Origin of the sequence: Sphingomonas mesophila (genome assembly GCF_003499275.1) — a bacterium.
Lineage (GTDB): Bacteria > Pseudomonadota > Alphaproteobacteria > Sphingomonadales > Sphingomonadaceae > Sphingomicrobium > Sphingomicrobium mesophilum.
Genome location: NZ_QWDF01000001.1, coordinates 2027382 through 2050854, shown reverse-complemented (window position 1 = coordinate 2050854; position 23473 = coordinate 2027382). Strand labels below are relative to the sequence as shown.

Genomic DNA, 23473 nt, shown 5'->3' with positions numbered 1-23473 from the left:
AGCCAAGACCGATTGGCGCTGAAGGGAAGCTGAATGATACGCTCGCTGTTCCGCAAGGCCGATGCCAATCCGGCGGCGCCGCTCTATGCCGAGCTGACCGCCGCGGCGCGCCAGCCGGGCTGGTATCGCGACGCCGCCGTGCCCGACACGATGGACGGCCGCTATTGCGTGCTGGCGACGCTGCTGGCGCTGGCCGACATCCGGCTCGCCGGGGGGAGCGAGGCGGAGCGCGCGCTGTCGCCGCGGCTGACCGAATTGTTCGTCGCCGACATGGACGCGCAGCTGTGCCAGAGTGGCATGGGCGACCCGACGCTGGGCAAGACGGTGCGGGCGATGGTCGCCGGGGTGGCGGCGCGGATCGCCCGACTGGAGGCCGCGATCGCAAGCGGCGAATGGGAGCCGGCGCTGGGCTTCGCGCTGTATCGCGATGCCGAGGTCGGGGCGGCGGAGCAGGCCGCGGCGGCGGGGCTGATCGAGCAATGGCGGGCGCGGCTCGAGCGCTCGGCCGAGCTTGGGGCGGCGCGGTGAGCGGGCAGTTCGAGCTGGAGCTGCCGATCGCGGCGATCCGCGGCGGCGACCGCATCGACCTGGTGGCCGATTCGGCGGAATGCGCGGCGCTGGGCAAGCGGCTCGGGCTGGCGGCGCTGCATGCGTTCCAGGCGCATTCGGTGATCGAGCGCGACGGCGACAAGGTGGTCGCGCGCGGGCGGCTGAAGGCGCGGCTCGAGCAGGCTTGCGTGGCGAGCGGCGAGCCGGTCGCGGAGCAGGTCGACGAGCCGTTCGAGCTTCACTTCGCGCCCGGACCGGGGGTCCGGCCGGACGAGGAGATCGAGCTTGGCGCCGGGGACCTCGACACGATCTTTCACGACGGGGCGGTGATCCCGCTCGGCGAAGCGCTGGTCGATTCGCTGGCGCTGGCGGTCGACCCTTATCCGCGCGGGCCGAACGCGGCGGCGGCGATGGAGGCGGCGGGCGTGCTGAGCGAGGACGAGGCCGGGCCGTTCGCGGCGCTGGCCGCGCTCAAGGGGAAGATGGCTGGCGAGTAGGCCCTAGAAGGGCACGTCGTCGTCGAGGTCGGTGTCGAACGCGGCCGGCTGGGGGCGCTGCTGCTGGGAGCGGCCGCCGCCGCTGAACTCGGGATCCTGGTTGTAGTTCGAACCGCCGCCGCCGCCGTAGCCGCCCCCGCCGCCGCCTTCGCCGCGGCTGTCGAGCAGCACCATCGACGAGTTGAAATTGCGGAGCACGACGTCAGTCGAATAGCGGTCGTTGCCCGACTGGTCCTGCCACTTGCGGGTCTCGAGCTGGCCTTCGAGATAGACCTTCGAGCCCTTGCGCAGATATTGCTCGGCGACCCGAGCGAGGCCTTCGGAGAAGATCGAGACATTATGCCACTCGGTCTTTTCCTTACGCTCGCCGGACATCTTGTCCTTCCAGGTCTCCGACGTCGCGACCGAGAAGCTGACGACCTTGCCGCCGTTCTGGAAGGTGCGCGATTCGGGGTCCTTGCCGAGGTTCCCGACCAGGATGACCTTGTTCACGCTGCCCGCCATGTCACGCTCCCTTATCCGAGCCCGAAGGCTACCGCCGTCCAGTACGTCAGGCCTGCCGCGATGTAGGCCAGCGCGAACAGATAAGTCACCATGAAAGTGGGCCAGCGCCAGCTGTTCGTTTCACGGCGGGTGATGGCGATGGTCGAGATGCACTGCGGGGCGAACACGAACCAGGCGAGGAAGGCGAGCGCGGTGGCGAGGCTCCAGCGGCCGGCGAGGCGCTGCTCGAGGGTCTGCAGCTGGTCGGCTTCCTCGGCATCGAGCGCGTAGACGGTAGCGATGGCGCTGACCGCGACCTCGCGCGCCGCCATGGTCGGGAGCAATGCGAGGGCGATGTCGTGGTTGAAGCCGATCGGTTTGACGACGACCTCGATGGCGCTTCCGATCTTGCCGGCAATCGAGACTTCGGACTGCTTCTCGCCGGGGCCGGCGACCGGGTAGCTGGCGAGCGCCCACAGGACGATGGTGGTGCCGAGGATGATCGTGCCGGCGCGCTTCAGGAAGATCATCGCGCGCTGCCACAGGCCGATGGCGAGATCCTTGAGGCGGGGGAGCTGATATTTGGGCAGCTCCATCATGAACTGGCCGCCGCTGCCGCGGGTCTTGGTGCGGCGGATGACGAGCGCGGCGACAAGGGCGCCGACGATCCCGGCGACGTAGAGCAGGAACATCACCAGCCCCTGGAGGCCGATGCCCGGGCCGACCGACACCGCCGGGATGAAAGCGGCGATGATCAGCGCGTACACCGGCAAGCGCGCCGAGCAGGTCATCAGCGGCGCGACGAGGATGGTGGTGAGGCGGTCGCGTTCGTTGTCGATGGTGCGCGTCGCCATGATTCCCGGGACGGCGCAGGCGAAGCTGGAGAGCAGGGGAATGAACGAGCGGCCGGAAAGGCCAGCGCGGCTCATCAGCCGGTCCATGATGAACGCGGCGCGGACCATGTAGCCGCTCGATTCGAGGACCAGGATGAACAGGAACAGGATCAGGATCTGCGGCAGGAAGACGATCACCGCGCCGACCCCGGCGAAGATGCCGTCGACCACCAGCGAGCGCAGCCAGCCGTCGGGCAGCGCCGTGCCGATCGCGTTGCCGAGGCCGATCACGGCGCCTTCGAGCGCGTCGGCCGGCGGGGCGCTCCACGCGAACACCGCTTGGAACATCACGAACATGATGGCGGCGAAGATCAAAGGACCGGCGAGCGGATGAAGCAGCAGCCGGTCGAGGCGGTGGGTGACCCGGCGCACCGGCTTCTCGTTGAGGATCGCGGCGGCGGCGACCTGGCGGGCGCGGGCGCGCAGATCGACCGGGACTTCGGCGATCCGGGTGTGGGCGAACTCACCCTCAAGCGCGGTGAGGAGCTCGGGCAAGCCGCGGCGGCGGACGGCGACGGTCGGGACGACCGGCACGCCGAGCTCGGCGGCGAGGCGGTCGGGATCGAGTTCGAGCCCGTCGCGAGCGGCGAGATCGACCATGTTGAGCGCGACCACCGTCGGCCGGCCGAGCGCGATCAGCTGCAGCGCGAGGCGCAGATGATTGTCGAGGTTGGAGGCGTCGACGACGATGACAATCGCTTCGGGAAGCCGCTCGCCAGCCTGGCGGCCGAGCAGCACGTCGCGGGTGACCGCTTCGTCCGGGCTGGCGGGATCGAGGCTGTAGGCACCGGGCAGGTCGATCAGCTCGATCGCCCGGCCCGACGGCAGAGCGGCGCGGCCAACGTGGCGCTCGACGGTGACGCCGGGATAATTGCCGACCTTCTGGCGGGCACCGGTGAGCGCGTTGAACAGGGCGCTTTTGCCGGCATTGGGATTGCCGACCACCGCCACCGAGGCGATGTCGATCGCGGCGGGCGCGTTCATCGCTGGGCCGTCATGCCGCTTCGGGAACGACGCGGATGGCGCGGGCGTGAACTCGGCGGATAGCGACGGTCATGCGCCCGACCCGCACCGCCAGTGGGTCGCGCCCGAACGGGCCGGCGTGGAGCGATTCAATCGCCACGCCCTCGTCGAAGCCGAAGTCGCGCAGCCGCGCCGCACAGGCGGTGTCGAGCGCCGCCCAGTCGATCGCGCCGATCCGCGCGCGCACTCCGGTCGCAAGGGAGTCGAGAGAAGTCCCACCCGTCATATTGCGAGTGATTATCAATAACAGTGCGAAAAGGGAAGCGCTCGGTCAGCGACGAGGCGGACGCTCAGGCGGGCGGGTAGCGCAGCCGGCCGAGGAAGCGGCTCAGGCTCGGGCGGCGGATTTCATTGTTGCGCCACTGCGCCTTCCACTTCTCAAAGCGCATGACGTCGGCGATCCGGCGATCGAGGAAGGCGCGGGTCGCGACCAGGCCTTCGCTGTCGTCGTCAAGCCATACGAGCAGGGTCGAGGAATAGACCGCGCCGAGGGTGAGGCGCTTGGTGTAATGGTTGAAGTCGGTCGCGGTGTCGCCGGCCAGCCGCCAGATTCGATCGGCGGTGCGCCAGCCGAGCCTTGCGCCGCGCAAGGCATTGTCGGGACGGGCGAGGATGGCGAGGCCCGAGCGGACCGCTTCGCGCGCCGGAAGCATCGCCTGGAAGCGGAACCACAGGAGTTCGGTGATGCGGTCGCGGATCTTGAGCGCGGCGATCCGATCGGGCGGGAAGGCCTCGGCCATCGCCGCATCGATCGCGCCCGCATAGGCTTCGACCATCGCCGCCGGGTCCTTGCCGAAGGCGAGGCGGGCCTTGGCCGGGTCGACAGCGTGGGCCTGAGCGGCGGCCTCGACCGCAGCCGTGCTCCAGCCATCGAACACGGCGTTCTCGCCGACCGCCAGCGCGAGCTGGTCGCGAATCGCCTGGAGCGGGGTCGGCGCGTCGGTCATGGCGCTTCCCTGCCCGCCTGCTTGCGCCCACGCAAGCGGACGAGGACGAGGGCGACGACGATCAGCAGTGCGCCGGTCAGATCGAGCAGGGTCAGTCGCTCGTCATAATATTGCCAGCCGAGGAAGGCCGACAGCGCCGGTTGGGTCAGCATGGCGATGCCGACGACGAGAGGCGGCACCTGGCCGAGCGCGAACACCAGCAGGCCCTGGCCGAGCACCTGGCTGCACAGGGCCAGCGCGAACAAGGCGGTCCAGTCGGCGGGCAGGATGCGCTCGCCCGCGGCAAGCGCGGCGGGGAGCAGGAGGATGGCGCCGAACAGGCTGGCGAGGATCAGCAGCGGCAGCGCCTGGACCTCGCCGCGGGCGCGTTCGACGCCGATCAGATAGCCGGTGTAGAGGAGGCCGGCGAGCGCCGCGAGCAGGTCGCCGCGCAAATGCCGGGCGCTGAGTTCAGCGCTGCCCCACATCAGCAACGCGCAGCCGGCGGCGGCGAGGAGCAAGGCGAGCGCCTGGAGCGCGGTCGGCCAGCGGCGCACCAGCCACAGCCCCCAGGCGGCGAACAGGAAGGAAGAGATGTTGCCAAACAAAGTGGCGTTGCCGAGCTTGGTCAGCAGGATGCCGGCGTGCCAGGCGGCGAGATCGGCGGCGAAGAACAGCGCCGCGAGGACAATCGCGACGAGGATCGGGCCGCGCGGGATTTTGACCGGCTGCTTCACCGCGATCGCGATCGCCCACAGGAATGGGATGGCGAGGGCGAGGCGCCAATAGCCGGCGGCGATCGGCCCGACCCCGCTGTGACGGACGAGGAACGGGCCGGCGGCGAGCGCGACATTGCCGAGCAGCAAGGCGGCGAAGGCGAGCGGGTGGGGAGGCCGATCGGCCGGAGACATGGATTGCTTCGCTCCGCTCGCAATGACGATCAGGGACATTATCTTCGTGGACCGTCCTTGCGAGCAGCGCAGCGACGACGCAATCCAGGATGTGCGATGCCGACCCTGTTCGATCCGCTTGAGCTGACCCCCGACCTCACCCTCCCCAACCGCATAATGATGGCGCCGCTGACCCGCGGGCGGGCGGGGCGCGACGGGGTGCCGACCGCGATCATGGCGGACTATTATGCGCAGCGCGCGGCGGCCGGGCTGATCATCAGCGAGGCGACCGGGATCAGCCGCCAGGGGCTCGGCTGGCCGTATGCGCCGGGCATCTGGAGCGACGCGCAGGTCGAGGGCTGGAAGCCGGTGACGGCGGCGGTCCATGCCGCCGGTGGGCGGATGGTGCTGCAACTGTGGCACATGGGGCGGATGGTCCATTCGGCGGTGACCGGGATGGAGCCGCTGGCGCCGTCGCCGATCGCGCCGCCGGGCGAGGCGCACAGCTATGACGGGAAACTGCCGTTCGAAGTGCCGCGCGCGGCGACCGCGGACGATATCGCGCGGGTGCTCGACGATTACGCGCGGGCAGCGCGCAATGCGATGGCGGCGGGGTTCGACGGGGTGCAGATCCACGCCGCCAACGGCTATTTGATCGACGAATTTTTGCGCTCCTCGTCCAACCGGCGCGACGACGATTATGGCGGGCCGGTCGTGAACCGGGTGCGGTTGCTGCGCGAGGTGACCGAGCGGGTGGCGGGGGAGATCGGGGTCGCGCGGGTCGGGGTGCGGCTGTCGCCCAATGGCGCGGTCAACGGCTGCGAGGACGAAGACCATCTCGCCCTGTTCGGCGCGGCGGCGGCGGAGCTGGGGGCGATCGGCGTGCCGTGGATCGAGTTGCGCGAGCCGGGGCCGCAGTCGAGCTTCCGGCCGACCGAGCAGGAACCGGCGAGCCCGCACATGCGGCGCCTGTTCAATGGCCGGATCGTGCTCAACAGCGACTATAAGGCGGCGAGCGCCCAGGCCCGGCTCGACGAGGGCGTGGCGGACGCGATCAGCTTCGGGCGGACGTTCATCGCCAATCCGGACCTGGTCGAGCGGTTTCGGCTCGGCGCCGAGCTCAACCGCTGGGACGTCGCGACCTTCTACACGCCCGGGCCCGAGGGCTACACCGATTATCCGACGCTTGCGGAACGCGCCGCCGCCTGACGCATTGGCCTTGCGATCAGAGGAGGCAGGACGATGCGCAAGGATGTGGCGGCCGGAGCGGCGGTGCTGGGAGCGGCCCTGGCCGGGGCGGCGATCTATTTCGTGCGCGAGAAGGCGACCCCGGGGCCGGACTATCGCGTGCTGGTCAGCGACGGCGACTTCGAGATCCGCGCCTATCCGCCGATCATCGTCGCCGAGGCGGCGGTGCAAGGCGAGCGCAAGGAGGCTCTCAATCGCGGGTTCGAGCTGCTGGCGAGCTACATCTTCGACAAGAGCGCGGGCGAGCCGATCGGCATGACCGTGCCGGTGCTCCAGGACAGCGGCAACCCGATGGCCAGCGACCCGCCCTTGTTCGACGACGAGGTGGCGGGCGGCTGGCGCGTGCGGTTCGTGATGCCCGAGGGGCGGACTCTGGCCGATTTGCCCGAGCCGCCAGCCGGGATCGAGCTGCGCGAGCTTCCGGCGCGGCGGGTCGGCGCGGTGCGCTTCTCCGGGCTGGCGCGGGACGAGGCGCTGGTCGCCGAGGAGGACCGGCTGCGCGGCTGGCTGGCGCGGCACGGCGAGAGCTGCTCGACCGCCGAGCCGGAATATGCGTTTTACAATTCGCCGATGATCCCGCCCCCGCTCAAGCGCAACGAGGTGCTGCTGCCGCTGGGGTGAGTCGTTTTTTCGTCATGCCAGCGCAGGCTGGCATCCATGCCGTGCATGCGCGCGCGATCGCATGGCATGGGCCCCAGCCTTCGCTGGGGTGACAAATTAGGAGTACTTCCCCTTCAGCTCGAGCAGCGCCAGCGCGGCGCGGGCTGCGTCGCCGCCCTTGTCGAGCTGGGCGGGGTCGGCGCGGACGAGGGCCTGGGCTTCGTTCTCGACGGTGAGGATGCCGTTGCCGACGGCATGGCCGTCCAAAGTGAGCGCCATGAGCCCGCGCGCGCTTTCGCCGGCGACGATCTCGAAGTGATAGGTTTCGCCGCGGATCACCACGCCAAGCGCCACGAAGGCGTCGAAGCGGCCGCTTTCGGCGGCGAGGGCGATGGCGGCGGGCAGCTCGAGCGCGCCGGGGACGGTGATCGTCTCGTGGGTGTGACCGGCGGCGTCGAGCGCGGCGCGGGCGCCGGCGAGCAGGAGGTCGTTGAGGTGGGCGTAAAAGCGCGCCTCGGCGATCAGCACGCGGGCCATCAGCGGGCGCTCTCGATGGCGCGTTCCTCGACGATGGCGAGGCCGTAGGCGCTGAGGCCGACCGGGGCGTGGCGGGTGTTGGTGAGCAGGACCATGTCGTGAATGCCGAGCGCGGCGAGGATCTGCGCGCCGATGCCGTAGCCGCGCAGTTCGGGCGAGGCGGGGGCCGACTTGCCCGAGCGCAGGTCGGTGGCGCGGCCGAGCGAGCCGGGCGCGGCGGCGTGGAGCGCGACGACCACGCCGGCGCCTTCCGCCTCGATCATTGCCATCGCGCCATCGAGCAGGCCGGAACGCGGGCCCTGCTCGCCGAGCAGGTCGGCGAACAGGTCGATCGAGTGCATCCGGACGAGGGTCGGGCGGTCGGGGTGGATGGCGCCGTGGACAAGCGCCAGCTGCTCCTCGCCGCTGGCCTTGTCGCGGAACACCTGCGCCGTCCAGCGCGCGCCGCGGCGGCCGGTGAAGGGCGTCTCGGCGACCCGCTCGACCATATGGTCCTTCTTGAGGCGGTAGGCGATGAGATCGCGGATGGTGCCGATCTTGAGGCCGTGGGCGCGGGCGAAATCCATCAGGTCGTCGAGTCGGGCCATGGTCCCGTCCTCGCGCATGATCTCGCAGATCACGCCCGACGGGTTGAGGCCGGCGAGGCGCGAGACGTCGACCGCGGCCTCGGTGTGGCCGGCGCGAACCAGCACGCCGCCGGGGCGGGCAACGAGCGGGAAGACGTGGCCGGGCGAGCAGAGCGCGTCGGGGCCGTTGGCGGAATCGATGGCGACGGCGATGGTGCGCGCGCGGTCGGCGGCGGAAATGCCGGTGGTAACCCCGTCGCGCGCCTCGATCGAGACGGTAAAGGCGGTCTCGAGCTTCGACCCGCCGGAGCGCGGCATCGGCGCCAGGCCGAGGGCGTCGGAGCGGTCCTTGGTCAAAGCGAGGCAGATCAGGCCGCGGCCGTGGCGGGCCATGAAGTTGATCGCGTCGGGAGTCGCCATCTGCGCCGGAATGACGAGGTCGCCCTCATTCTCGCGATCGTCGTCGTCGACCAGGATGAACATGCGGCCGTTGCGCGCCTCGTCGATGATCCGCTCGGGGCCGACGAGCACCTCGCCGGGGCCCTGCTGGAGCAGCTTTTCGAGGCGCAGCAGCGTGTCGGCGGTCGGATTCCAGTCGGCATGGCCGAGCTTGCGCAGGCTATTGGGGTGGAGGCCGGCGGCGCGGGCGAGGCCGGAGCGGCTGACTTCGCCGGTGGCGATGACGGCCGACAGGCGCTCGATGAGGTCGGTGGACATGAACGCCCAATATCACACGCCAATGTGATCCGCCAGCGCGGACCGCCACATTAGCGTCGCGCCTGTTCCAGCCGCTGGAGGTAGCGGGCGAGGACGTCGATCTCGATATTGACTTGGTCGCCGGGAGACAGTGCTCCCAGCGTGGTGTGATCGGAAGTGTGGGGGATGAGGTTGATCGCGAAGTCGGTAGTGTCGCCGTCGTCGCGCACCTCGTTGACGGTGAGCGACACGCCGTCGAGGGTAATCGAGCCCTTGACCGCGACGTAGCGGCCGAGGTCGGCGGGGATGCGGACGCCGAGGCGGGTCGAACCGCCTTCGGGACACAGGCCGACGACTTCGCCGAGGCCGTCGACATGGCCGGTGACGAGGTGGCCGCCGAGCTCATCGCCGAGGCGCAGCGCGCGTTCGAGGTTGAGCCGCGCGCCGACCTGCCAGTGGGCGGCGACGGTCAGATCGCGGGTCGCCCGACTGACGTCGACCGCGAACCAGTCGTCACCCTTGGCGACGACCGTAAGGCATACGCCCGAGCAGGCGATCGAGGCGCCGAGATCGACCGTCGCGAGGTCGTAATCGCAGGCGATGTGGAGGCGCAGATCGCCCTCCTCGCGCGCCTCGCGGACGGTGCCGATGCTGGTGACGATGCCGGTGAACATAAGCGTCCTTCGATACGCGCCTTCGCAACGCGCTTCGCGCTACTCAGTCGCTACTCAGGATGAGCGGGGTTGGGAAGAAGGCTCGCGCACGCGCTCGTAGACTTCGAGGCGGTCGATGCCGAGGGGGCGGAAGTCGGCGGGGCGCCAGCGGCCATGGGCGTCGGCGATGGCGTCGAGGCCGACGAAGCCGAAGCTCGACTTGCCTTCGCCGACGATGATCGGCGCGCGGTAGATCAGGATTCGGTCGACGAGGTCGGCGGCGAGGAAGGCGGTGGCGGTGGCCGAGCCGCCCTCGACGAGGAGATCGTTGACGTCATGAAGCCGGAAAATGTCCTGCGGCGCAGAGAGCATTTCCCAGCCGGCGACCGGGTCCAGCGTCCGGCTGAGCAGGGCGCGGCGCGGCGAACGGCCTTCGAGGCCGGGCAGGCGCACGTCGAGGCCGGGGCTGTCGGCCTCGTAGGTGCCGCGACCGACCAATATCATGTCGCAATGCGCGCGCTCGAGGTGGACGTGGGCGCGCGCGTCCTCGCCGGTGATCCATTTCGATTCGCCCGACGGAAGCGCGATCTTGCCGTCGATCGACAGCGCCAGCTTGAGCGTCACGCGGGGGCGGCCGAGGGCGAGGCGGGTGAGAAAACCGGCGAGGCTGGCGCGCGCTTCGGCCTCGCCTGATCCGACAGAGACGGCGATGCCCGCATAGCGCAGGCGGTCGAAGCCGGCGCCGGCGGTGCGCGGGTCGGGGTCCTGAAGCGAGGCGACGACCCGGGCGACACCGGCGGCGACGATCGACCCGGCGCAATCGGGGCCGCGCGCGCTCTCGTGGGCGCATGGCTCGAGCGTGGTGTAGAGGGTGGCACCGCGCGCTGCTTCGCCCGCCTCGGCCAGCGCGACTGCTTCGGCATGGGGGCGGCCGCCGGGCGCGGTGGCGCCGCGGCCGACGATGCTGCCGTCGGGAGCGGCGATGACGCAGCCGACATTGGGATTGGGCGCGGTCGAGCCGCGCGCGGCCGTGCCGAGCGCGACCGCCTCGGCAATCAGCGCGGCGTCATTCGATGCCGAGCTGATTCTGCAATTCCTGGAATTGGCGCATGCGCTCGGCCTTCAGCGCGTCCTTCTTCGCCTGGTCGCGCTTCTGGTCGGCGATGATCTCGGCGTCGGTGCGGGTGGCCGGGTAGTTTTCAACATAGGTGATCGTCGCCGGCGGCGCGGTGTTGATCTTCGAATCGACGAAAAACAGGATGAGGATGATGATCGTGACGAGAATCGCGAGGGTACCGCCGATGACCTGCTCGCGGCTGCGCTGGCGCATGAACGCCGCGAGATCGCCGAGCGCCGCGCGCGGGCCGTGGGTCGGTGGGAGGATCGCCATCGCCTTCACATAAGGCGCGGGCGCGCGCTTCGCCAGTCAGTCGGCGGCGGCGCGTAGCCGGGCAAGCGCCCGGTCGCGGCCGATGCGCTTTATGAGCGGCGCCATCTCCGGGCCGGACTCGCGGCCGGTGAGGGCGAGGCGGAGCGGGCGGAACAGCGCCTTGCCCTTGCGGTCGGTGGATTGCTTGAGCGTCTGGCTGAGGTCGGCCCACGGCTCGCCCGACCAGTCGATGGTTTCGGCGGCAGTGGCGGCGGCGGCGAGAAAGGAGCGGTCTTCGGCGGGGAGATCGGGCGGGGGAATGTCGCCGTCGAGGACGGGGAGCCAGTCGGCAAGCTCGGCGAGGTGATCGACGTTGCCGGCGAGCAAGTCCCACTCTGCCGCGCCGATTGCGGGCGGGACCCGGTCAGCGACCGCGGCGAAGGGCAGATGGTGGAGCAATTTGCGGTTGAGCTGCTCGACCTCGTTCGGGTCGAAATGGGCCGGAGCGCGGCCGAAGGTGGCGAGGTCGAAGCCGTCGGCGAGCTCGGCCAGCGTGGCGCGCGGCTCGACCGGCTGCGAGGTGCCAAGGCGGGCGAGCAGGCTGTTGAGGGCCATCGGTTCGATTCCGGCCGAGCGCAGTTCCTCGATTCCGCTCGAGTCGAGGCGCTTGGAGAGCTTGCCCTCCGTCGCGACCAACAGCGCCTCGTGGGCGAAGGCCGGCGGCTCGGCGCCGAGGGCGGCGAACATCTGCAGCTGGACCGCGCTGTTGGTGACATGGTCCTCGCCGCGCAGGACGTGGGTGATGCCCATGTCCACGTCGTCGATCACGCTGGGCAGGAGGTAGAGCCAGCTGCCGTCGGCGCGGCGCACGACCGGATCGCTGATCAGGCCCGGATCGAACTGCGACGGGCCACGGATGAGATCGGTGAAGGCGATCGGCGAACCGTGATCGAGCTTGAAGCGCCAGTGCGGGGCGACACCCTCCGGGGCGGGCGCGTTGGGGTCCTTGCGTTCGTAGACCGGCGGCAGGCCGCGGCCGAGCAGCACCTTGCGGCGAAGCTCGAGCTCGTGGGCGGTTTCGTAACAGGGATAGACGCGGCCGTCCGCTTTGAGGCGCTCGAACTCGCGCTCGTAGAGGGCGAAGCGTTCGGACTGGCGGTAGAGCGCGTGGGGGGCGAGGCCGAGCCAGTTGAGATCGGCGACGATGGCGGCGACATGCTCCTCGCGGCTGCGCTCGGCATCGGTATCGTCGATCCGGAGCAGGAAGCGCCCGCCATGCTTCGCGGCGAGCAGATAATTGTGCAGCGCGGTGCGGATATTGCCGACGTGAAGCCGGCCGGTCGGCGACGGCGCGAAGCGGGTGGTGACGGTCATGAAACAGGCGCTAGGCGGGCGGAGACGCCCTGTCACGGCCCGCCTCGCCGTCCGGCGGATCGTACAGCACCGAACCCCACTGCCACATCTCGGCGCAGCTTCGCGGCAGGCGCTGGCCGGGCCCCAAGCGCGGGGCGACTCCGATTTTTTCGGCGCGAAAGCGGATGTTGCGGCTGATCTGGGACAGGCTGCGAAGAGTCGAGCGGGCCCGGCTGGCGAGAATGCGTGCCTGTTGCCGGTCGCCCGGCCCGACCACGCCCGATTCGGGACTGATGATCGACAGCGCCTCCCAGTCGTCGGCGAGGTCGTCGACCAAGCGGTTGCCGCGGGCCGCGTAGAAGGCGGCCTGGCGATAATGTTCGGACGTGTCCGACCCGCTCGCGGCACGCATCGTGAGCAGGGTGTCGACGGTCAATTCGGTGAAGGGAAAACTCCACACTATTGGGCGGACAAGCAGGCTCGCCTCGACGTCCGAGCCTGCACTGGACGCGCGCATGAGGGTCGTCATGCGCTGTTCGATGCACGGGATCGTCCGGGCGTAGGCAGTGGCCACTGCCGACATGAAAGCGATCTCCGAATCGGCCCGCTCGCGGCTGGCGCGCATCTCCGCTCGGGCGGCGCGGTCGTTCGACCAGTCGGCGACGGCCTGGGCGGTCAGCACGCCAAGGACGACGACGACGAACTCGAACGCGAATAGGCCGGCCAAGTGGCGGACCCTCTGTTGGTGCGTCAGTTGCCGGATCGCTGCGAACATTGGCCCTCTCCCGATTTGAGAGCGTAGCGGCAAGCCGGGAGGTTGGAAGGCCCGGCGTCGCTATTGCGAGAACAGCAGCACCGAGTGGCGGCCGGGGTGCGGCGGATGGTGGTCGCTGAGTCGATCGCGGGGGGCGACGTCGGCGAGGCGCGCGGGGCGATGGCTAAAGCACCGTCGAGACCTTACGCGTTCGGCATGATCGCGCCTGAGGTGCGGATGTCGGCGCAGTCGCGGGGGCGGCGGCGCCCTGGCATGTCGACCGGCCCGATGCCGAGGCGCCTCGCCTCGCTGACGAAGGCGGACTGGGAATTGCCCATCGATAGCAAGGCCGATCGAAGCGCGCTGGCAGTGGCCCGGGCGTTGACCCGGTCGCCGTCGCGCACCCGCCCGAAGTCCGGATTGAGCACGGACAGGCCGAGCCATTTCTCCGCCATGCTGACGGAGATTTCCGACTGCCTGACTGCCCGTTGTGCGAGCGAGAAATGAAGCTGCGCCCGGTCAGCGCCATAGCGCTCGACCATCAGCAGGCCGCTCTCGGTCGACATCGGCGAGATCGCTTCGGTGCGAAAGGTCGGCCGGTCGAACAGCCGCGGGTCGAGCGGACGCTCATCGCCCGCAGCGACCATGATGTCGACGAGCTGGGCGTCGAGGCACGGGATCGCGATCGCCCAGGCCTGGGCCGTTGCCACGCCGTGGGCGATTTCCGCGTCCATCCGGCTCTTCGCCTGTTCCATCGCCGCGATCTCGGACCGCTCACGGGCCCAGTCGGAAACTGCCTGAGCGACGATCACGCCCGCGACGACCACGACGAATTCGAACAGGAACAAGCGCAGCGTGATCTTGCCACGGCCTCCGAACCACCATCGTCTGATCGCGAGGAACATCGCCCCCTCCTGGCCGAATGACGGCTATTATTGGTCGCCCCGCCCGAACGGAAGCTATTGCGAGAACAGCAGGAGCGAGCGGCCGCCGCCGCTTAGCTCGACACCGTTGGCAGGGGTGCGGCGGATGGTGGTCGCGGAGTCGATCGCTCGGGCGACGTCGGCGAGGCGCGGGGGAAGGCCGATGGCGCACACCGGCGGGGTCGGCTCGCCGGGCCGGCGCGGACGGGTGCCGAGCGCCGGGCCGATGCGCAGCGCGGCGCCGTCGATGGTGTAGCTGCGAATCATTCCGGCGCAGCGCGGCGCCCACCAGATTTCGCGCGCATCGGCGCTGAGTGCGAGGCCATAGGGCTCGTCGAAATCCTTGCCGTCGATCGCCACCACCCTTCCATTCGCCGGCGAGGGTTGCGACCCGATCGGCCGGGGCGATGGTCGGCTCGGGCGGAGCTGGCGGGGGCGACGGCGCGGGCGGGGCGCAGGCGGCGAGCAGCAGAAAGGCGAGAAGCACACGCACCGGCTCAATCCCCGGTGTGGAAAGCGTTGGTGATCGGGTAGCGGCGGTCGCGGCCGAAGTTCCGCGGGCCGATCTTGACGCCGGGAGGGGTTTGGCGGCGCTTGTACTCGGCGCGCAGCAGTTTCTTTTCGATATCGGCCACCAGCGCTTCGGCGGCACCGGTCGCGGCAGCAGCCTCGGCGACCGACTGTTCGTGCTCGACCAGCGCCTCGAGGATGCGGTCGAGCAAGGGATAGGGCGGCAGGCTGTCCTCGTCCTTCTGGTTGGGGCGAAGCTCGGCGGTCGGCGGCTTGTCGATGATCCGCTGCGGCATAACCGGGCCGTCGGGGCCGAGCAGCGCCGCGGGCTTGTTGGCGTTGCGCCAGCGGGCGAGCGCGAAGACGGTCGTCTTGTAGGCGTCCTTGAGGACCGAATAGCCGCCCGCCATGTCGCCGTAGAGGGTGGCGTAGCCGACGCTCATCTCGCTCTTGTTGCCGGTGGTGAGTAGCATGTGGCCGTGGGCGTTGGACAGCGCCATCAGGGTCACCATGCGCAGCCGCGCCTGGATATTCTCGGCGGTGAGGCCCTGGGGATCGTCGAGCATTCGGTCGAGCGCGCCGACCGCGGGAACGATCGGGATGACGTCATGGCGGCAGCCGAGCAGGCGGGCGTTCTCGGCGGCATCCTCGAGGCTGGTGTCCGAGGTGTATTTGCTCGGCAGCATCACGCCCCACACCTTGTCCGGGCCGAGCGCGTCGACCGCCACCGCCGCGCTGAGCGCGCTGTCGATCCCGCCGCTGAGGCCGAGGATCACCCCGGGGAAGCGGTTGCGGACGACGTAATCGCGCAGCCCGACGACCATTGCCAAATAGATATCCTCGGGAAACGGGCTGAGCCTGTGGTGGCGGCTGGTGGCGCAGCGCCAGCCGTTGGCGGTGCGTTCCCACTCAGTCAGCCACAGCGCCTCGTCCCAGTCGGGCATCTGCACCGCGATCTCGCCATCGTCGTTGACGACGAAGCTGGAGCCATCGAACACCAATTCGTCCTGACCGCCGACGCGGTTGACGTAGGCCAACGGAAGGCCGGTCTCGACCACGCGCTGGCGGACCAGGCGCTGGCGCAGGTCGTCCTTGTCGAGCTCGTAGGGGCTGCCGTTGGTGACCAACAGCAGCTCGGCGCCGGACTTGGCGAGGTGGGCGCACACCGCCTCGAGCCAGATGTCCTCGCAGATCGGGATGCCGAGCTTGACCCCGCGCCATTCGACCGGGTCCGGCAAGGGGCCGGAGGCGAACACCCGCTTCTCGTCGAACGTGCCGTAATTGGGCAGCTCGTGCTTCAAGCGGCGGGCGACCAGCTTGCCGCCGTCGGCGAGCAGCACGGCATTGTAGTCGCGGCCCTCCTCGTGATGGAGCGAGCCGAACAGCAGCGCGGGGCCGCCGTCGGCGGTGGAATCGATCAGCCGCTCGGAGGCTTCCATCGCGCGGCGCACGAACTCGCGCTTGAGGACGAGATCCTCGGGGGGATAGCCGGTCAACTGTAGCTCGGGGACGACGATGAGGTCGGCGCCCCTGGCCTTGCCGCGCCATTCGAGCATCGCTGCGACATTGCCGTCGAGATCGCCGACGCGCTGGTTCAACTGGGCGAGCGCGATGGTCAGGCGGTCGGTCATGGCCAACCTCTTAGAAAGAAAAACCGCGCTTCGACAGGCTCGGAGGCGAACGGACTGTTTACGGGACCGCCGGCAGGTAGCTAAGGCCGAACCGCGCCTCGGGGGATCGAACAGTCATGAAATTGCTTGCCGGCAACTCCAACCTGCCGCTCGCCAAGGCGATCGCGGCCCATCTCGGGATGGAGCTGACCGAGGCCAGCGTGCGCCGCTTCGCCGACGAGGAAGTGTTCGTCGAGGTCAATGAGAACGTCCGCGGCGAGGACGTGTTCGTGATCCAGTCGACCAGCTTCCCGACCAACGACAATCTGATGGAATTGCTAATCTGCATGGACGCGCTGCGGCGCGCCTCGGCCAAACGGATCACCGCGGTGGTGCCTTATTTCGGCTACGCCCGGCAGGACCGCAAGCCGGGGCCGCGCACGCCGATCTCAGCGAAATTGGTCGCCAACCTCATCACCACCGCCGGCGCCGACCGGGTGCTGACGATGGATCTCCACGCCGGCCAGATCCAGGGCTTCTTCGACATCCCGACCGACAATCTGTGGGCCGCGCCGGTGATGGCCGGGGACATCAAGGACAAGCTCGGCAACAAGGAATTGATGGTCGTCTCGCCCGACGTCGGCGGCGTGGTGCGGGCGCGCAGCCTGGCCAAGCGGCTCGACAATGCGCCGCTGGCGATCGTCGACAAGCGCCGCGACCGCGCCGGCGAATCGGAAGTGATGAACATCATCGGCGACGTCGACGGGCGCTGCTGCATCCTGGTCGACGACATCGTCGATTCGGCCGGAACGCTGTGCAATGCCGCCGCCGCGCTGAAGCAGCAGGGCGCGACCGAAGTCGTCGCTTATTGCAGCCACGGCGTGCTGTCCGGCGCGGCTGCGGCGCGGGTCGAGGGATCGGAGCTCACCGAACTGGTCGTCACCGACAGCATCTACCCGGGCGAGCCCGACGAAGCGGGCGGCAAGATCCGCCGGCTGACCATCGCGCCGCTGTTCGGCGAGGCGATCGCGCGGATCGCCGACGAAAGCTCGGTCAGCTCGCTGTTCGACTGACCTTGCCTTCGGACGCACCTCTGCTATAGGCGCGCCCGCTTTCCAAATCATTGGAAGACCAGTGGCCCGGCCGAAAGGCATGCCGTGGCGACTGGATAACGTCGCGTCCGAAGAGGCGCTTCAAGGAGACGAAAATGCCCAAACTGAAGACCAAAAGCGGGGTGAAGAAGCGCTTCACCGTGACCGCGACCGGCAAGTTGAAGCACGGTGTGGCCGGCAAGCGCCACCGCCTCATCAGCCACAATTCGAAATATATCCGCCAGAACCGCGGCACCGAAGTCCTCAGCGACGCCGACAAGGCGCGCGTCGTGGGCTGGGCGCCCTACGGCCTGAAGTAGGGAGCGGAAGAGATGGCAAGAATCAAGCGCGGCGTTACCACGCGCGCCAAGCACAAGCGGATCCTGGACAATGCGAAGGGCTATTACGGCCGCCGCAAGAACACGATCCGGATCGCCCGCCAGGCCGTCGAGAAGGCCGGGCAGTATGCCTATCGCGACCGCAAGGTGAAGAAGCGGAGCTTCCGCGCTTTGTGGATCCAGCGGATCAACGCCGCGGTGCGCGCCGAGGGGCTTACCTACGGCCAGTTCATCCACGCGCTTAAGCTTGCGAACATCGACTTGGACCGGAAGGTCCTGGCCGACATCGCGATGCACGAGGCGGAAGCGTTCTCGGCGATCATCGCCCAGGCGAAAGCCGCGCTGCCGAAGGACGACGTCAAGCAAGCGGCGTAAGCCCAAGCGGACGAGATCAGACAAGGGCGTCGGGAGCGATCCCGGCGCCCTTTTCGTGTCAGTCGATCAGCCGGCCTGCCGGGAGTGTCAGGAATTCCTCGAAGCGGTTGGCGGTCACGAGCTGGTAGAGGAGGCGGGCGGCGTCCTTGAGGTGGGGGAGGTCGCCCAGCGCGAGGACTTCCTCCTGGTGCCAATGTTCGAACAGGTCGCGGGTGAAGTGGCGGCCGGCGTCGATCGGCGCTTCGAAGCGGAGCCATTGCCACAGCTGGGCGCGGCAGATTTCCGCGGTGGCGGCGTCTTCCATCAGATTGTAGAGCGGCACCGCGCCGCGGCCGCCGAGCCAGGCGGCGATATACTGGATGGCGACGCGGATGTTCTCGCGAATCCCGGCCTCGGTGCGCGGGCCGGTGTGGAGCTCGAGCATCTCTTCGCGGCCGGGAATGCGGTCGGGGACCTTCGCCAACTGGTTCGGGCCGTCCATCGCCGCGAAGGCCTCGAGCGCGACCGGGACCAGCGCGGGGTGGGCGACCCAGGTGCCGTCGTGGCCGTTCGCGACCTCGCGTTCCTTGTCGGCGCGCACCTTGGCGAAGGCGGCGGCATTGGCGGCCTCGTCGTCCTTGACGGGAATGAAGGCCGACATGCCGCCCATCGCGAAGGCGCCGCGGCGGTGGCAGGTGGCGATGAGCCGGAGCGAATAAGCAGCGAGGAAGGCGCGATCCATGGTCATCGCCGAGCGGTCCGGCGTCAGCCGGTCGGGCGAGCGGCCGAGGCGCTTGATGTAGGAAAAGATATAGTCCCAGCGGCCGCAGTTGAGACTGACGATATTGTCCTTCAGCGCGTGGAGGATCTCGTCCATCTCGAACGCCGCGGGGAGGGTTTCGATCAGCACGGTGACCTTGATCGTGCCGCGGGCGAGGCTGAGCCGTTGTTCGGCGAAGGCGAGCACGTCGCTCCACCACGCCGCTTCGTGGCGGTTTTCGAGCTTGGGCAAATAGAAATAGGGGCCGGAGCCGGCGTCGAGCGCCGGGCGGGCGTTGTGGAACAGGTAGAGGCCGAAATCGAACAGGGCGCCGGCGATCGGGGCGTCGCCGATGACCACGTGGCGCTCGTCGAGGTGGAGGCCGCGCGGGCGGACGATCAGCACGGCGGGATCGGAGCGCAAGGCGTAATGCTTGCCGCTGGCGGGGTCAGTGAAGTCGAGCCGGCCGAGCCAGCGGTTGCGCAGATTGACCTGGCCCTGGACGAGCTCGCTCCACAGGGGCGCGGTGGCGTCCTCGAAATCGGCCATGAACACGCGCGCGCCGCTGTTGAGCGCGTTGACGACCATCCTGGCGTTGGTCGGGCCGGTAATCTCGACCCGCCGATCCTGAAGGTCGGCGGGGATTGGGCCGACCGTCCAGTCGGACTCGCGGATGGCGCGGGTTTCGGCTGGGAAGTCGGGCAGCTCGCCGGAGTCGAAGCGTTGCTGGCGCACGGCGCGGTCAGCGAGCAGGTCCTTGCGCCGGTCATCGAACCGCTCGTGCAGCGCGGCGAGGAAGTCGAGCGCGTCGGCCGTCAGTATGTCGCCGGCGCCGTCGACCGCGCTTGGCGCGACCGTGGCGCGCGGCCGCTCGAGCAGCGTGCTCAAGCGCGCGCTTCCTGCGTGATGACGTAGCGAGTGGTGGCCGCCAGCCGGTCGCGGAACGACAGGCGGGTCCATTCGGTGCGGGCGCGGGTGAGGTCCGGGAACGGGCCGGAGATTTCCTCCGTGCCGGGGACGACTTCGTCGAAGCGGCAGTCGCGATATTCGCCGCCGAGCACCCAATATCTGCGGGCCATGTGCATTCTCCTTTTTATTCGGCCGCGACGAACTGCGCGGTTTCGGTGGATTCGCTGAGCGCGACGGTCGACGCCTGGCCGCCCGAGACGGCGCTGGCGATGGCGTCGAAATAACCGGTGCCGACCTCGCGCTGGTGGCGGGTCGCGGTGTAGCCGGCGGCCTCCGAGTCGAACTCCGCCTGCTGGAGCCGCGAATAGGCCGCCATGCCCTCGTCGCGGTAACCGCTCGCCAATGTGAACATCGCGTGGTTGAGGCTGTGGAAGCCGGCGAGGGTGACGAACTGGAACTTGTAGCCCATCGCGCCGAGCTCGCGCTGGAACTTGGCGATGGTCGCCTCGTCGAGCTTGGCCCTCCAGTTGAAGCTGGGCGAGCAATTGTAGGCGAGCAGCTTGCCGGGAAAACGCTTGTGCACCGCCTCGGCGAAGGTCCGCGCGTCGTCGAGGTCGGGGTGGCTGGTCTCCCACCACAAAAGATCGGCGTGGGGCGCGAAGGCTAGCCCGCGGGCGATGCAATGGTCGAGCCCGGTGCCGTCCTTCAAGCGGAAGAAGCCTTCCGGCGTGCGCTCGCCGGTAAGGAAGGGGCGGTCGCGCTCGTCGATGTCGGAGGTGATCAGCCGGGCGCTCTCGGCGTCGGTCCGGGCGACCAGCACGGTCGGCACCCCGCAGGTATCGGCGGCAAGCCGCGCGGCGCTGAGATTGCGGATTGCGGCCTGGGTCGGGATCAGCACCTTGCCGCCGAGGTGGCCGCACTTCTTCTCGCTCGCCAGCTGGTCCTCGAAATGGACCCCGGCGACCCCGGCCTCGATATAGGCCTTCATGATCTCGAAGCAGTTTAGCGGTCCGCCGAAGCCGGCCTCGGCATCGGCGACGATTGGCGCGAACCAGTCGCGCTTCGCGCCGCCCTCGAGATGCTCGATTTGGTCGGCTCGGGCGAGCGTGCGGTTGATCCGCCGCGCCAGCTCCGGGCCGGTGTTGGCCGGATAGAGCGACTGGTCGGGGTACATCGCGCCGGCGGTGTTGGCATCGGCAGCGGCCTGCCAGCCGGAGAGATAGATGGCGTCGAGGCCGGCGCGGACCATCTGCATCGCCTGGTTGCCGGTGACCGCGCCGAGCGCCCGCACCGGCTCGTTGCGCTTCAACAATTCCCACAGGCGCAGCGCACCGCGGCGGGCGAGGCTGTGCTCGACCGGGATCGAGCCGCGCAGGCGAAGCACCTCGTCGGCATCGTAGGGCCGCTCGATGCCGTCGAAGCGGCCGGGCGGGGCGGGGATCAGCTGGTCAAAACTTGTCATCGGTGTCGTGCTCCGCATCGGGCCTTGGAAATTCCTCGCCTGTCCAACACGCGGCGACGGCAGACGCACCGGCAAAAAGGGTGGCGTTGTCACAAATTGACTTGTGATGCTTGGGCGAGATTGACAGTCCTTGGGAAATGTCCAGCAAGCTCTTCCTCGGCCACCGTCTCCGCCGGCTGCGCCGCGACCGCGCCTTGTCGCAGACCGACATGGCGGCGACGCTCGGCATCAGCCCGAGCTATCTCAACCATCTCGAGCGCAACCAGCGGCCGGTGACGGCGGCGCTGCTGCTCAAGCTGGCGGAATTGTACGACGTCGACGTGCGGTCGTTTGCGGCCGGGGGCGGGACCCGGACCGGACCGGATGAGCTGGCGGAAATCTTCTCCGACGCGCTGCTCGCCGACCTCGGGGTGCCGCGCTACGAATTGACCGAGCTGGCGCACAATTCACCGGCGGTGGCCGACGCGGTGGCGCGGCTCTATGCGGCGTTGAAGGAGAGTGCGCGAAGCCCGAGCCTGACCGCCGGCGGCGACGCGCGCGCGCTGGTCACGCCCGAGAATTGGGTGCGCGACTATATCCAGCAGCATCGCAACCATTATCCGGCGCTGGAGGAAGCGGCCGAAACGCTGGGCGGGGCGCTGAGCGATCCGCTGTCGATGCAGGAGCCGCTCCGGCGGCGGCTGAAGGACGCGTGGGGGATCTCGGCGCGGGTCGTGTCGCAGGGCGAGCTGGGCAATGTCAGCCAATTGTTCGATGCCGACCGGCGGCTGTTCCTGATCTCCTCGCAGCTGCGGCCCGAGAACCGCACCTTCGCGCTCGCCTACCAGCTCGCGCTCGCCGAATTCGCGCCGCTGCTAGAGCGGATGGTGGCCGAGGCCGCGCCGCCCGACCCGGGCATCGGCCAACTGTTGCACATGAGCCTCGCCAATTACGCCGCCGGGGCGATCATGATGCCCTATGGCCGCTTCCTGAAGGCGTGCGAGGCGATGCGCTATTCGATCGACCGGCTGTGCGGCGAGTTCGGCGCCAATGTCGAACAAATTGCGCACCGTCTGACGACGCTGAGCCGGCCGGGGGCGCGCGGCGTGCCGTTCTTCATGCTTCGCGTCGACCCGGCCGGGAACATCTCCAAACGCTACGCCGGCGACCAATTCCCGTTCAGCCGGTTCGGCGGGACCTGCCCGCGGTGGAACCTCCACGCCGCGTTCCAGGCCGCCGGCCAGGTCGTCACTCAGCTGATCGAGACGCCCGACGGCCACCGCTATTTCACTGTCGCGCGAACCATTGACCGGCCGATCAAGTCGGACCTGTCGGGCGGACTGCTGGCGGTGGGGCTGGGCTGCGACATCGCCCATGCCCACAAATTGTCGTGCGCCGAGGGCTATGACCTCGAGCGCGCGCCGGTCACCCCGGTCGGTCCGGCCTGCGCGATCTGCCCGCGGATCGACTGCGGCTATCGCGCGACCCCGCCGGCCGGGCGGATGCTGGCGGTCGACCGGACGAGGAAGACGATCTCGCCCTACCCGTTCGTCGCCGGCTAGGGCGCGACCGGAGCCCGTTCCAGCGCGGCACGGTCCCACTGGCCGAGGTCGGCGGCGAGGGCATAGGTGCGCTCGAGGAAGTCGAGCAGCATGGCGTCGGGATCGGGCGCGGCGCGGACGTCGGCGTAGGGCAGGACGAATTCGCCGAGCGCGGAATCGAACCGGCCCGGGGCGGCGTCGCCGTCGCGGAAGCCGGGCGGCTCGGGATAGGCATAGCTGTAGAAGATCGGCTCGGCGGCAACGATCCCGGCCGGCCAGAAGCCCGCACTCGACACCTCGTGGCTGTAGGCTTCGCGGGTGATCCGGTCCGGCAGGCCGGGGATTCCGCCCGGATGCTCAGGCGCGGCGCGACCGGAGAAGCGCGTAACGGCGAGGTCGAAGCTGCCCCAGAACAGATGCACCGGGCTGCACTTGCCGACGAAGCCGGCGCGGAAACGTTCGAACACCGGGGTGATCGAGGCGATCGCGGCGTGGAGCCGGAGCGCCGAGTCCGGGTCGTAGCGGCGCGGCGCGCTGTCGTCGGCGAAGCGCACCGCGCCCTCGACCTCGTTGGGCTTGCCGTGGAAATCGCTCGGCAGGCCGTGGGCGCCGAGCATCTCGACCAGCATGCGGTGAAGCGCGGCGACGCTGCCGAGATCGAGCGGAAGCAGATCGCGCTCGCCCTCGTCGGTAGCGAGCACGATGGCGTGGCGGGCGAGGTCCAGGGTGAGCGAGAAGCAGGCGGCGGCGGTCTCGATCGGCTCGATCGCCAGCCCCTCGGCGACCGGGTGAAGCGTGGCGTGCCAGCCGTGATTAACCCACGGCGCGTGGGCCACGCGGAGCTTGCCCAGCATCTGGCTGGCGAGGTGAAGGAGCGCGAAGGTCTCGCCGTCGCGCGCATGGGAAAGCTCGGGCCAATGCTGCATGCGCCCGTCTGTACCACGAAGCGCGGGCGAGGG

General features: G+C 69.3%; 27 protein-coding genes. 8 read left to right on the top strand and 19 right to left on the bottom strand.

Going from position 1 to position 23473, the window contains the following annotated elements:
• Positions 1-33: 33 nt before the first annotated feature.
• Together D0Z60_RS10295 and D0Z60_RS10290 are read left to right on the top strand one after the other, a co-directional pair.
• Complete coding sequence (locus tag D0Z60_RS10295) at positions 34-528, top strand: ubiquinol-cytochrome C chaperone family protein (protein WP_118858153.1); 495 nt, start codon at positions 34-36, stop codon at positions 526-528.
• Positions 525-1046 (top strand): YceD family protein, encoded by a 522-nt coding sequence (locus tag D0Z60_RS10290; RefSeq protein WP_240325616.1) that lies wholly within the window; start codon positions 525-527, stop codon positions 1044-1046. The genes D0Z60_RS10295 and D0Z60_RS10290 overlap by 4 nt, the downstream gene beginning before the upstream one ends.
• A 3-nt stretch (positions 1047-1049) precedes the next feature.
• Here the strand turns inward: D0Z60_RS10290 and ssb are convergent, their stop codons facing one another.
• The 5 genes from ssb to D0Z60_RS10265 form a co-directional block, all read right to left on the bottom strand.
• A complete protein-coding gene (ssb, locus tag D0Z60_RS10285; RefSeq protein ID WP_118858151.1) occupies positions 1050-1550 on the bottom strand; it encodes a single-stranded DNA-binding protein in 501 nt (166 codons plus the stop codon).
• A gap of 11 nt (positions 1551-1561) precedes the next feature.
• The gene (gene feoB / locus D0Z60_RS10280) at positions 1562-3406 is read right to left on the bottom strand and encodes a ferrous iron transporter B (RefSeq protein ID WP_118858150.1); all 1845 of its coding nucleotides are present in this window, start codon (positions 3404-3406) and stop codon (positions 1562-1564) included.
• Positions 3407-3416: 10 nt separating this feature from the next.
• Entirely contained in the window at positions 3417-3671 is a 255-nt protein-coding gene (locus tag D0Z60_RS10275) for a FeoA family protein (protein ID WP_118858149.1), read from the bottom strand.
• Positions 3672-3735: 64 nt separating this feature from the next.
• Positions 3736-4392, bottom strand: coding sequence for a COQ9 family protein (locus D0Z60_RS10270; protein WP_118858148.1), 657 nt, complete (start codon positions 4390-4392; stop codon positions 3736-3738).
• Positions 4389-5321, bottom strand: a complete 933-nt coding sequence (locus tag D0Z60_RS10265) for a DMT family transporter (protein WP_240325615.1) — start codon at positions 5319-5321, stop codon at positions 4389-4391. Before D0Z60_RS10265 ends, D0Z60_RS10270 begins: the two co-directional genes overlap by 4 nt.
• Positions 5322-5378: 57 nt before the next feature.
• On the opposite strand from D0Z60_RS10265, the gene D0Z60_RS10260 reads away from it, so the two are divergent.
• Positions 5379-6470 (top strand): alkene reductase, encoded by a 1092-nt coding sequence (locus D0Z60_RS10260; RefSeq protein WP_118858146.1) that lies wholly within the window; start codon positions 5379-5381, stop codon positions 6468-6470.
• 33 nt (positions 6471-6503) lie between these two features.
• Complete coding sequence (locus D0Z60_RS10255; RefSeq protein ID WP_118858145.1) at positions 6504-7130, top strand: SOUL family heme-binding protein; 627 nt, start codon at positions 6504-6506, stop codon at positions 7128-7130.
• Between the two features lie 96 nt (positions 7131-7226).
• Here D0Z60_RS10255 and ribH read toward each other — a convergent pair whose 3' ends face one another.
• The 10 genes from ribH to D0Z60_RS10205 all read right to left on the bottom strand — a co-directional run bounded on the left by ribH (position 7227) and on the right by D0Z60_RS10205 (position 16101).
• Positions 7227-7646 carry a 6,7-dimethyl-8-ribityllumazine synthase gene (ribH, locus tag D0Z60_RS10250; protein ID WP_118858144.1) on the bottom strand — a complete coding sequence of 140 codons (420 nt, stop codon included), beginning with the start codon at positions 7644-7646 and terminating at the stop codon, positions 7227-7229.
• Positions 7646-8929 (bottom strand): 3,4-dihydroxy-2-butanone-4-phosphate synthase, encoded by a 1284-nt coding sequence (gene ribB / locus D0Z60_RS10245; protein ID WP_118858143.1) that lies wholly within the window; start codon positions 8927-8929, stop codon positions 7646-7648. Before ribB ends, ribH begins: the two co-directional genes overlap by 1 nt.
• A 50-nt stretch (positions 8930-8979) precedes the next feature.
• The gene (locus D0Z60_RS10240; RefSeq protein WP_118858142.1) at positions 8980-9582 is read right to left on the bottom strand and encodes a riboflavin synthase; all 603 of its coding nucleotides are present in this window, start codon (positions 9580-9582) and stop codon (positions 8980-8982) included.
• 54 nt (positions 9583-9636) lie between these two features.
• Positions 9637-10617 (bottom strand): bifunctional diaminohydroxyphosphoribosylaminopyrimidine deaminase/5-amino-6-(5-phosphoribosylamino)uracil reductase RibD, encoded by a 981-nt coding sequence (gene ribD, locus D0Z60_RS10235; protein WP_118858141.1) that lies wholly within the window; start codon positions 10615-10617, stop codon positions 9637-9639.
• A 10-nt stretch (positions 10618-10627) separates the two neighbouring features.
• A complete protein-coding gene (locus tag D0Z60_RS10230) occupies positions 10628-10951 on the bottom strand; it encodes a hypothetical protein (RefSeq protein WP_118858140.1) in 324 nt (107 codons plus the stop codon).
• Positions 10952-10987: 36 nt separating this feature from the next.
• Positions 10988-12304 carry a glutamate--tRNA ligase gene (locus D0Z60_RS10225; protein ID WP_118858139.1) on the bottom strand — a complete coding sequence of 439 codons (1317 nt, stop codon included), beginning with the start codon at positions 12302-12304 and terminating at the stop codon, positions 10988-10990.
• 10 nt (positions 12305-12314) lie between these two features.
• Positions 12315-13010 (bottom strand): hypothetical protein, encoded by a 696-nt coding sequence (locus D0Z60_RS10220; protein WP_162888197.1) that lies wholly within the window; start codon positions 13008-13010, stop codon positions 12315-12317.
• A gap of 230 nt (positions 13011-13240) precedes the next feature.
• Positions 13241-13942 (bottom strand): hypothetical protein, encoded by a 702-nt coding sequence (locus D0Z60_RS10215; RefSeq protein ID WP_118858137.1) that lies wholly within the window; start codon positions 13940-13942, stop codon positions 13241-13243.
• Positions 13943-13996: 54 nt separating this feature from the next.
• Positions 13997-14320, bottom strand: a complete 324-nt coding sequence (locus D0Z60_RS10210) for a hypothetical protein (protein ID WP_118858136.1) — start codon at positions 14318-14320, stop codon at positions 13997-13999.
• 137 nt (positions 14321-14457) lie between these two features.
• Positions 14458-16101, bottom strand: a complete 1644-nt coding sequence (locus tag D0Z60_RS10205; RefSeq protein ID WP_118858135.1) for an NAD+ synthase — start codon at positions 16099-16101, stop codon at positions 14458-14460.
• Positions 16102-16217: 116 nt separating this feature from the next.
• Between D0Z60_RS10205 and D0Z60_RS10200 the strand changes: the two genes are divergently transcribed.
• The 3 genes from D0Z60_RS10200 to rplT all read left to right on the top strand — a co-directional run bounded on the left by D0Z60_RS10200 (position 16218) and on the right by rplT (position 17884).
• Positions 16218-17153, top strand: a complete 936-nt coding sequence (locus D0Z60_RS10200; protein ID WP_118858134.1) for a ribose-phosphate pyrophosphokinase — start codon at positions 16218-16220, stop codon at positions 17151-17153.
• A gap of 134 nt (positions 17154-17287) precedes the next feature.
• Positions 17288-17491 (top strand): 50S ribosomal protein L35, encoded by a 204-nt coding sequence (gene rpmI, locus D0Z60_RS10195; protein WP_118858133.1) that lies wholly within the window; start codon positions 17288-17290, stop codon positions 17489-17491.
• 12 nt (positions 17492-17503) lie between these two features.
• The gene (gene rplT, locus D0Z60_RS10190) at positions 17504-17884 is read left to right on the top strand and encodes a 50S ribosomal protein L20 (protein ID WP_118858132.1); all 381 of its coding nucleotides are present in this window, start codon (positions 17504-17506) and stop codon (positions 17882-17884) included.
• Positions 17885-17942: 58 nt separating this feature from the next.
• Here the strand turns inward: rplT and aceB are convergent, their stop codons facing one another.
• The 3 genes from aceB to aceA are packed head-to-tail and all read right to left on the bottom strand — an operon-like array spanning position 17943 to position 20994.
• Positions 17943-19511, bottom strand: coding sequence for a malate synthase A (aceB, locus tag D0Z60_RS10185; protein WP_205421055.1), 1569 nt, complete (start codon positions 19509-19511; stop codon positions 17943-17945).
• Positions 19508-19702 carry a DUF4170 domain-containing protein gene (locus D0Z60_RS10180; protein WP_118858130.1) on the bottom strand — a complete coding sequence of 65 codons (195 nt, stop codon included), beginning with the start codon at positions 19700-19702 and terminating at the stop codon, positions 19508-19510. Before D0Z60_RS10180 ends, aceB begins: the two co-directional genes overlap by 4 nt.
• A 14-nt stretch (positions 19703-19716) precedes the next feature.
• Positions 19717-20994, bottom strand: a complete 1278-nt coding sequence (gene aceA / locus D0Z60_RS10175) for an isocitrate lyase (RefSeq protein ID WP_118858129.1) — start codon at positions 20992-20994, stop codon at positions 19717-19719.
• A gap of 137 nt (positions 20995-21131) precedes the next feature.
• Between aceA and D0Z60_RS10170 the strand changes: the two genes are divergently transcribed.
• The gene (locus tag D0Z60_RS10170) at positions 21132-22535 is read left to right on the top strand and encodes a helix-turn-helix domain-containing protein (protein WP_118858128.1); all 1404 of its coding nucleotides are present in this window, start codon (positions 21132-21134) and stop codon (positions 22533-22535) included.
• Here D0Z60_RS10170 and D0Z60_RS10165 read toward each other — a convergent pair.
• A complete protein-coding gene (locus D0Z60_RS10165) occupies positions 22532-23440 on the bottom strand; it encodes a DUF5996 family protein (protein WP_118858127.1) in 909 nt (302 codons plus the stop codon). The genes D0Z60_RS10170 and D0Z60_RS10165 overlap by 4 nt on opposite strands.
• Positions 23441-23473 lie beyond the last annotated feature (33 nt).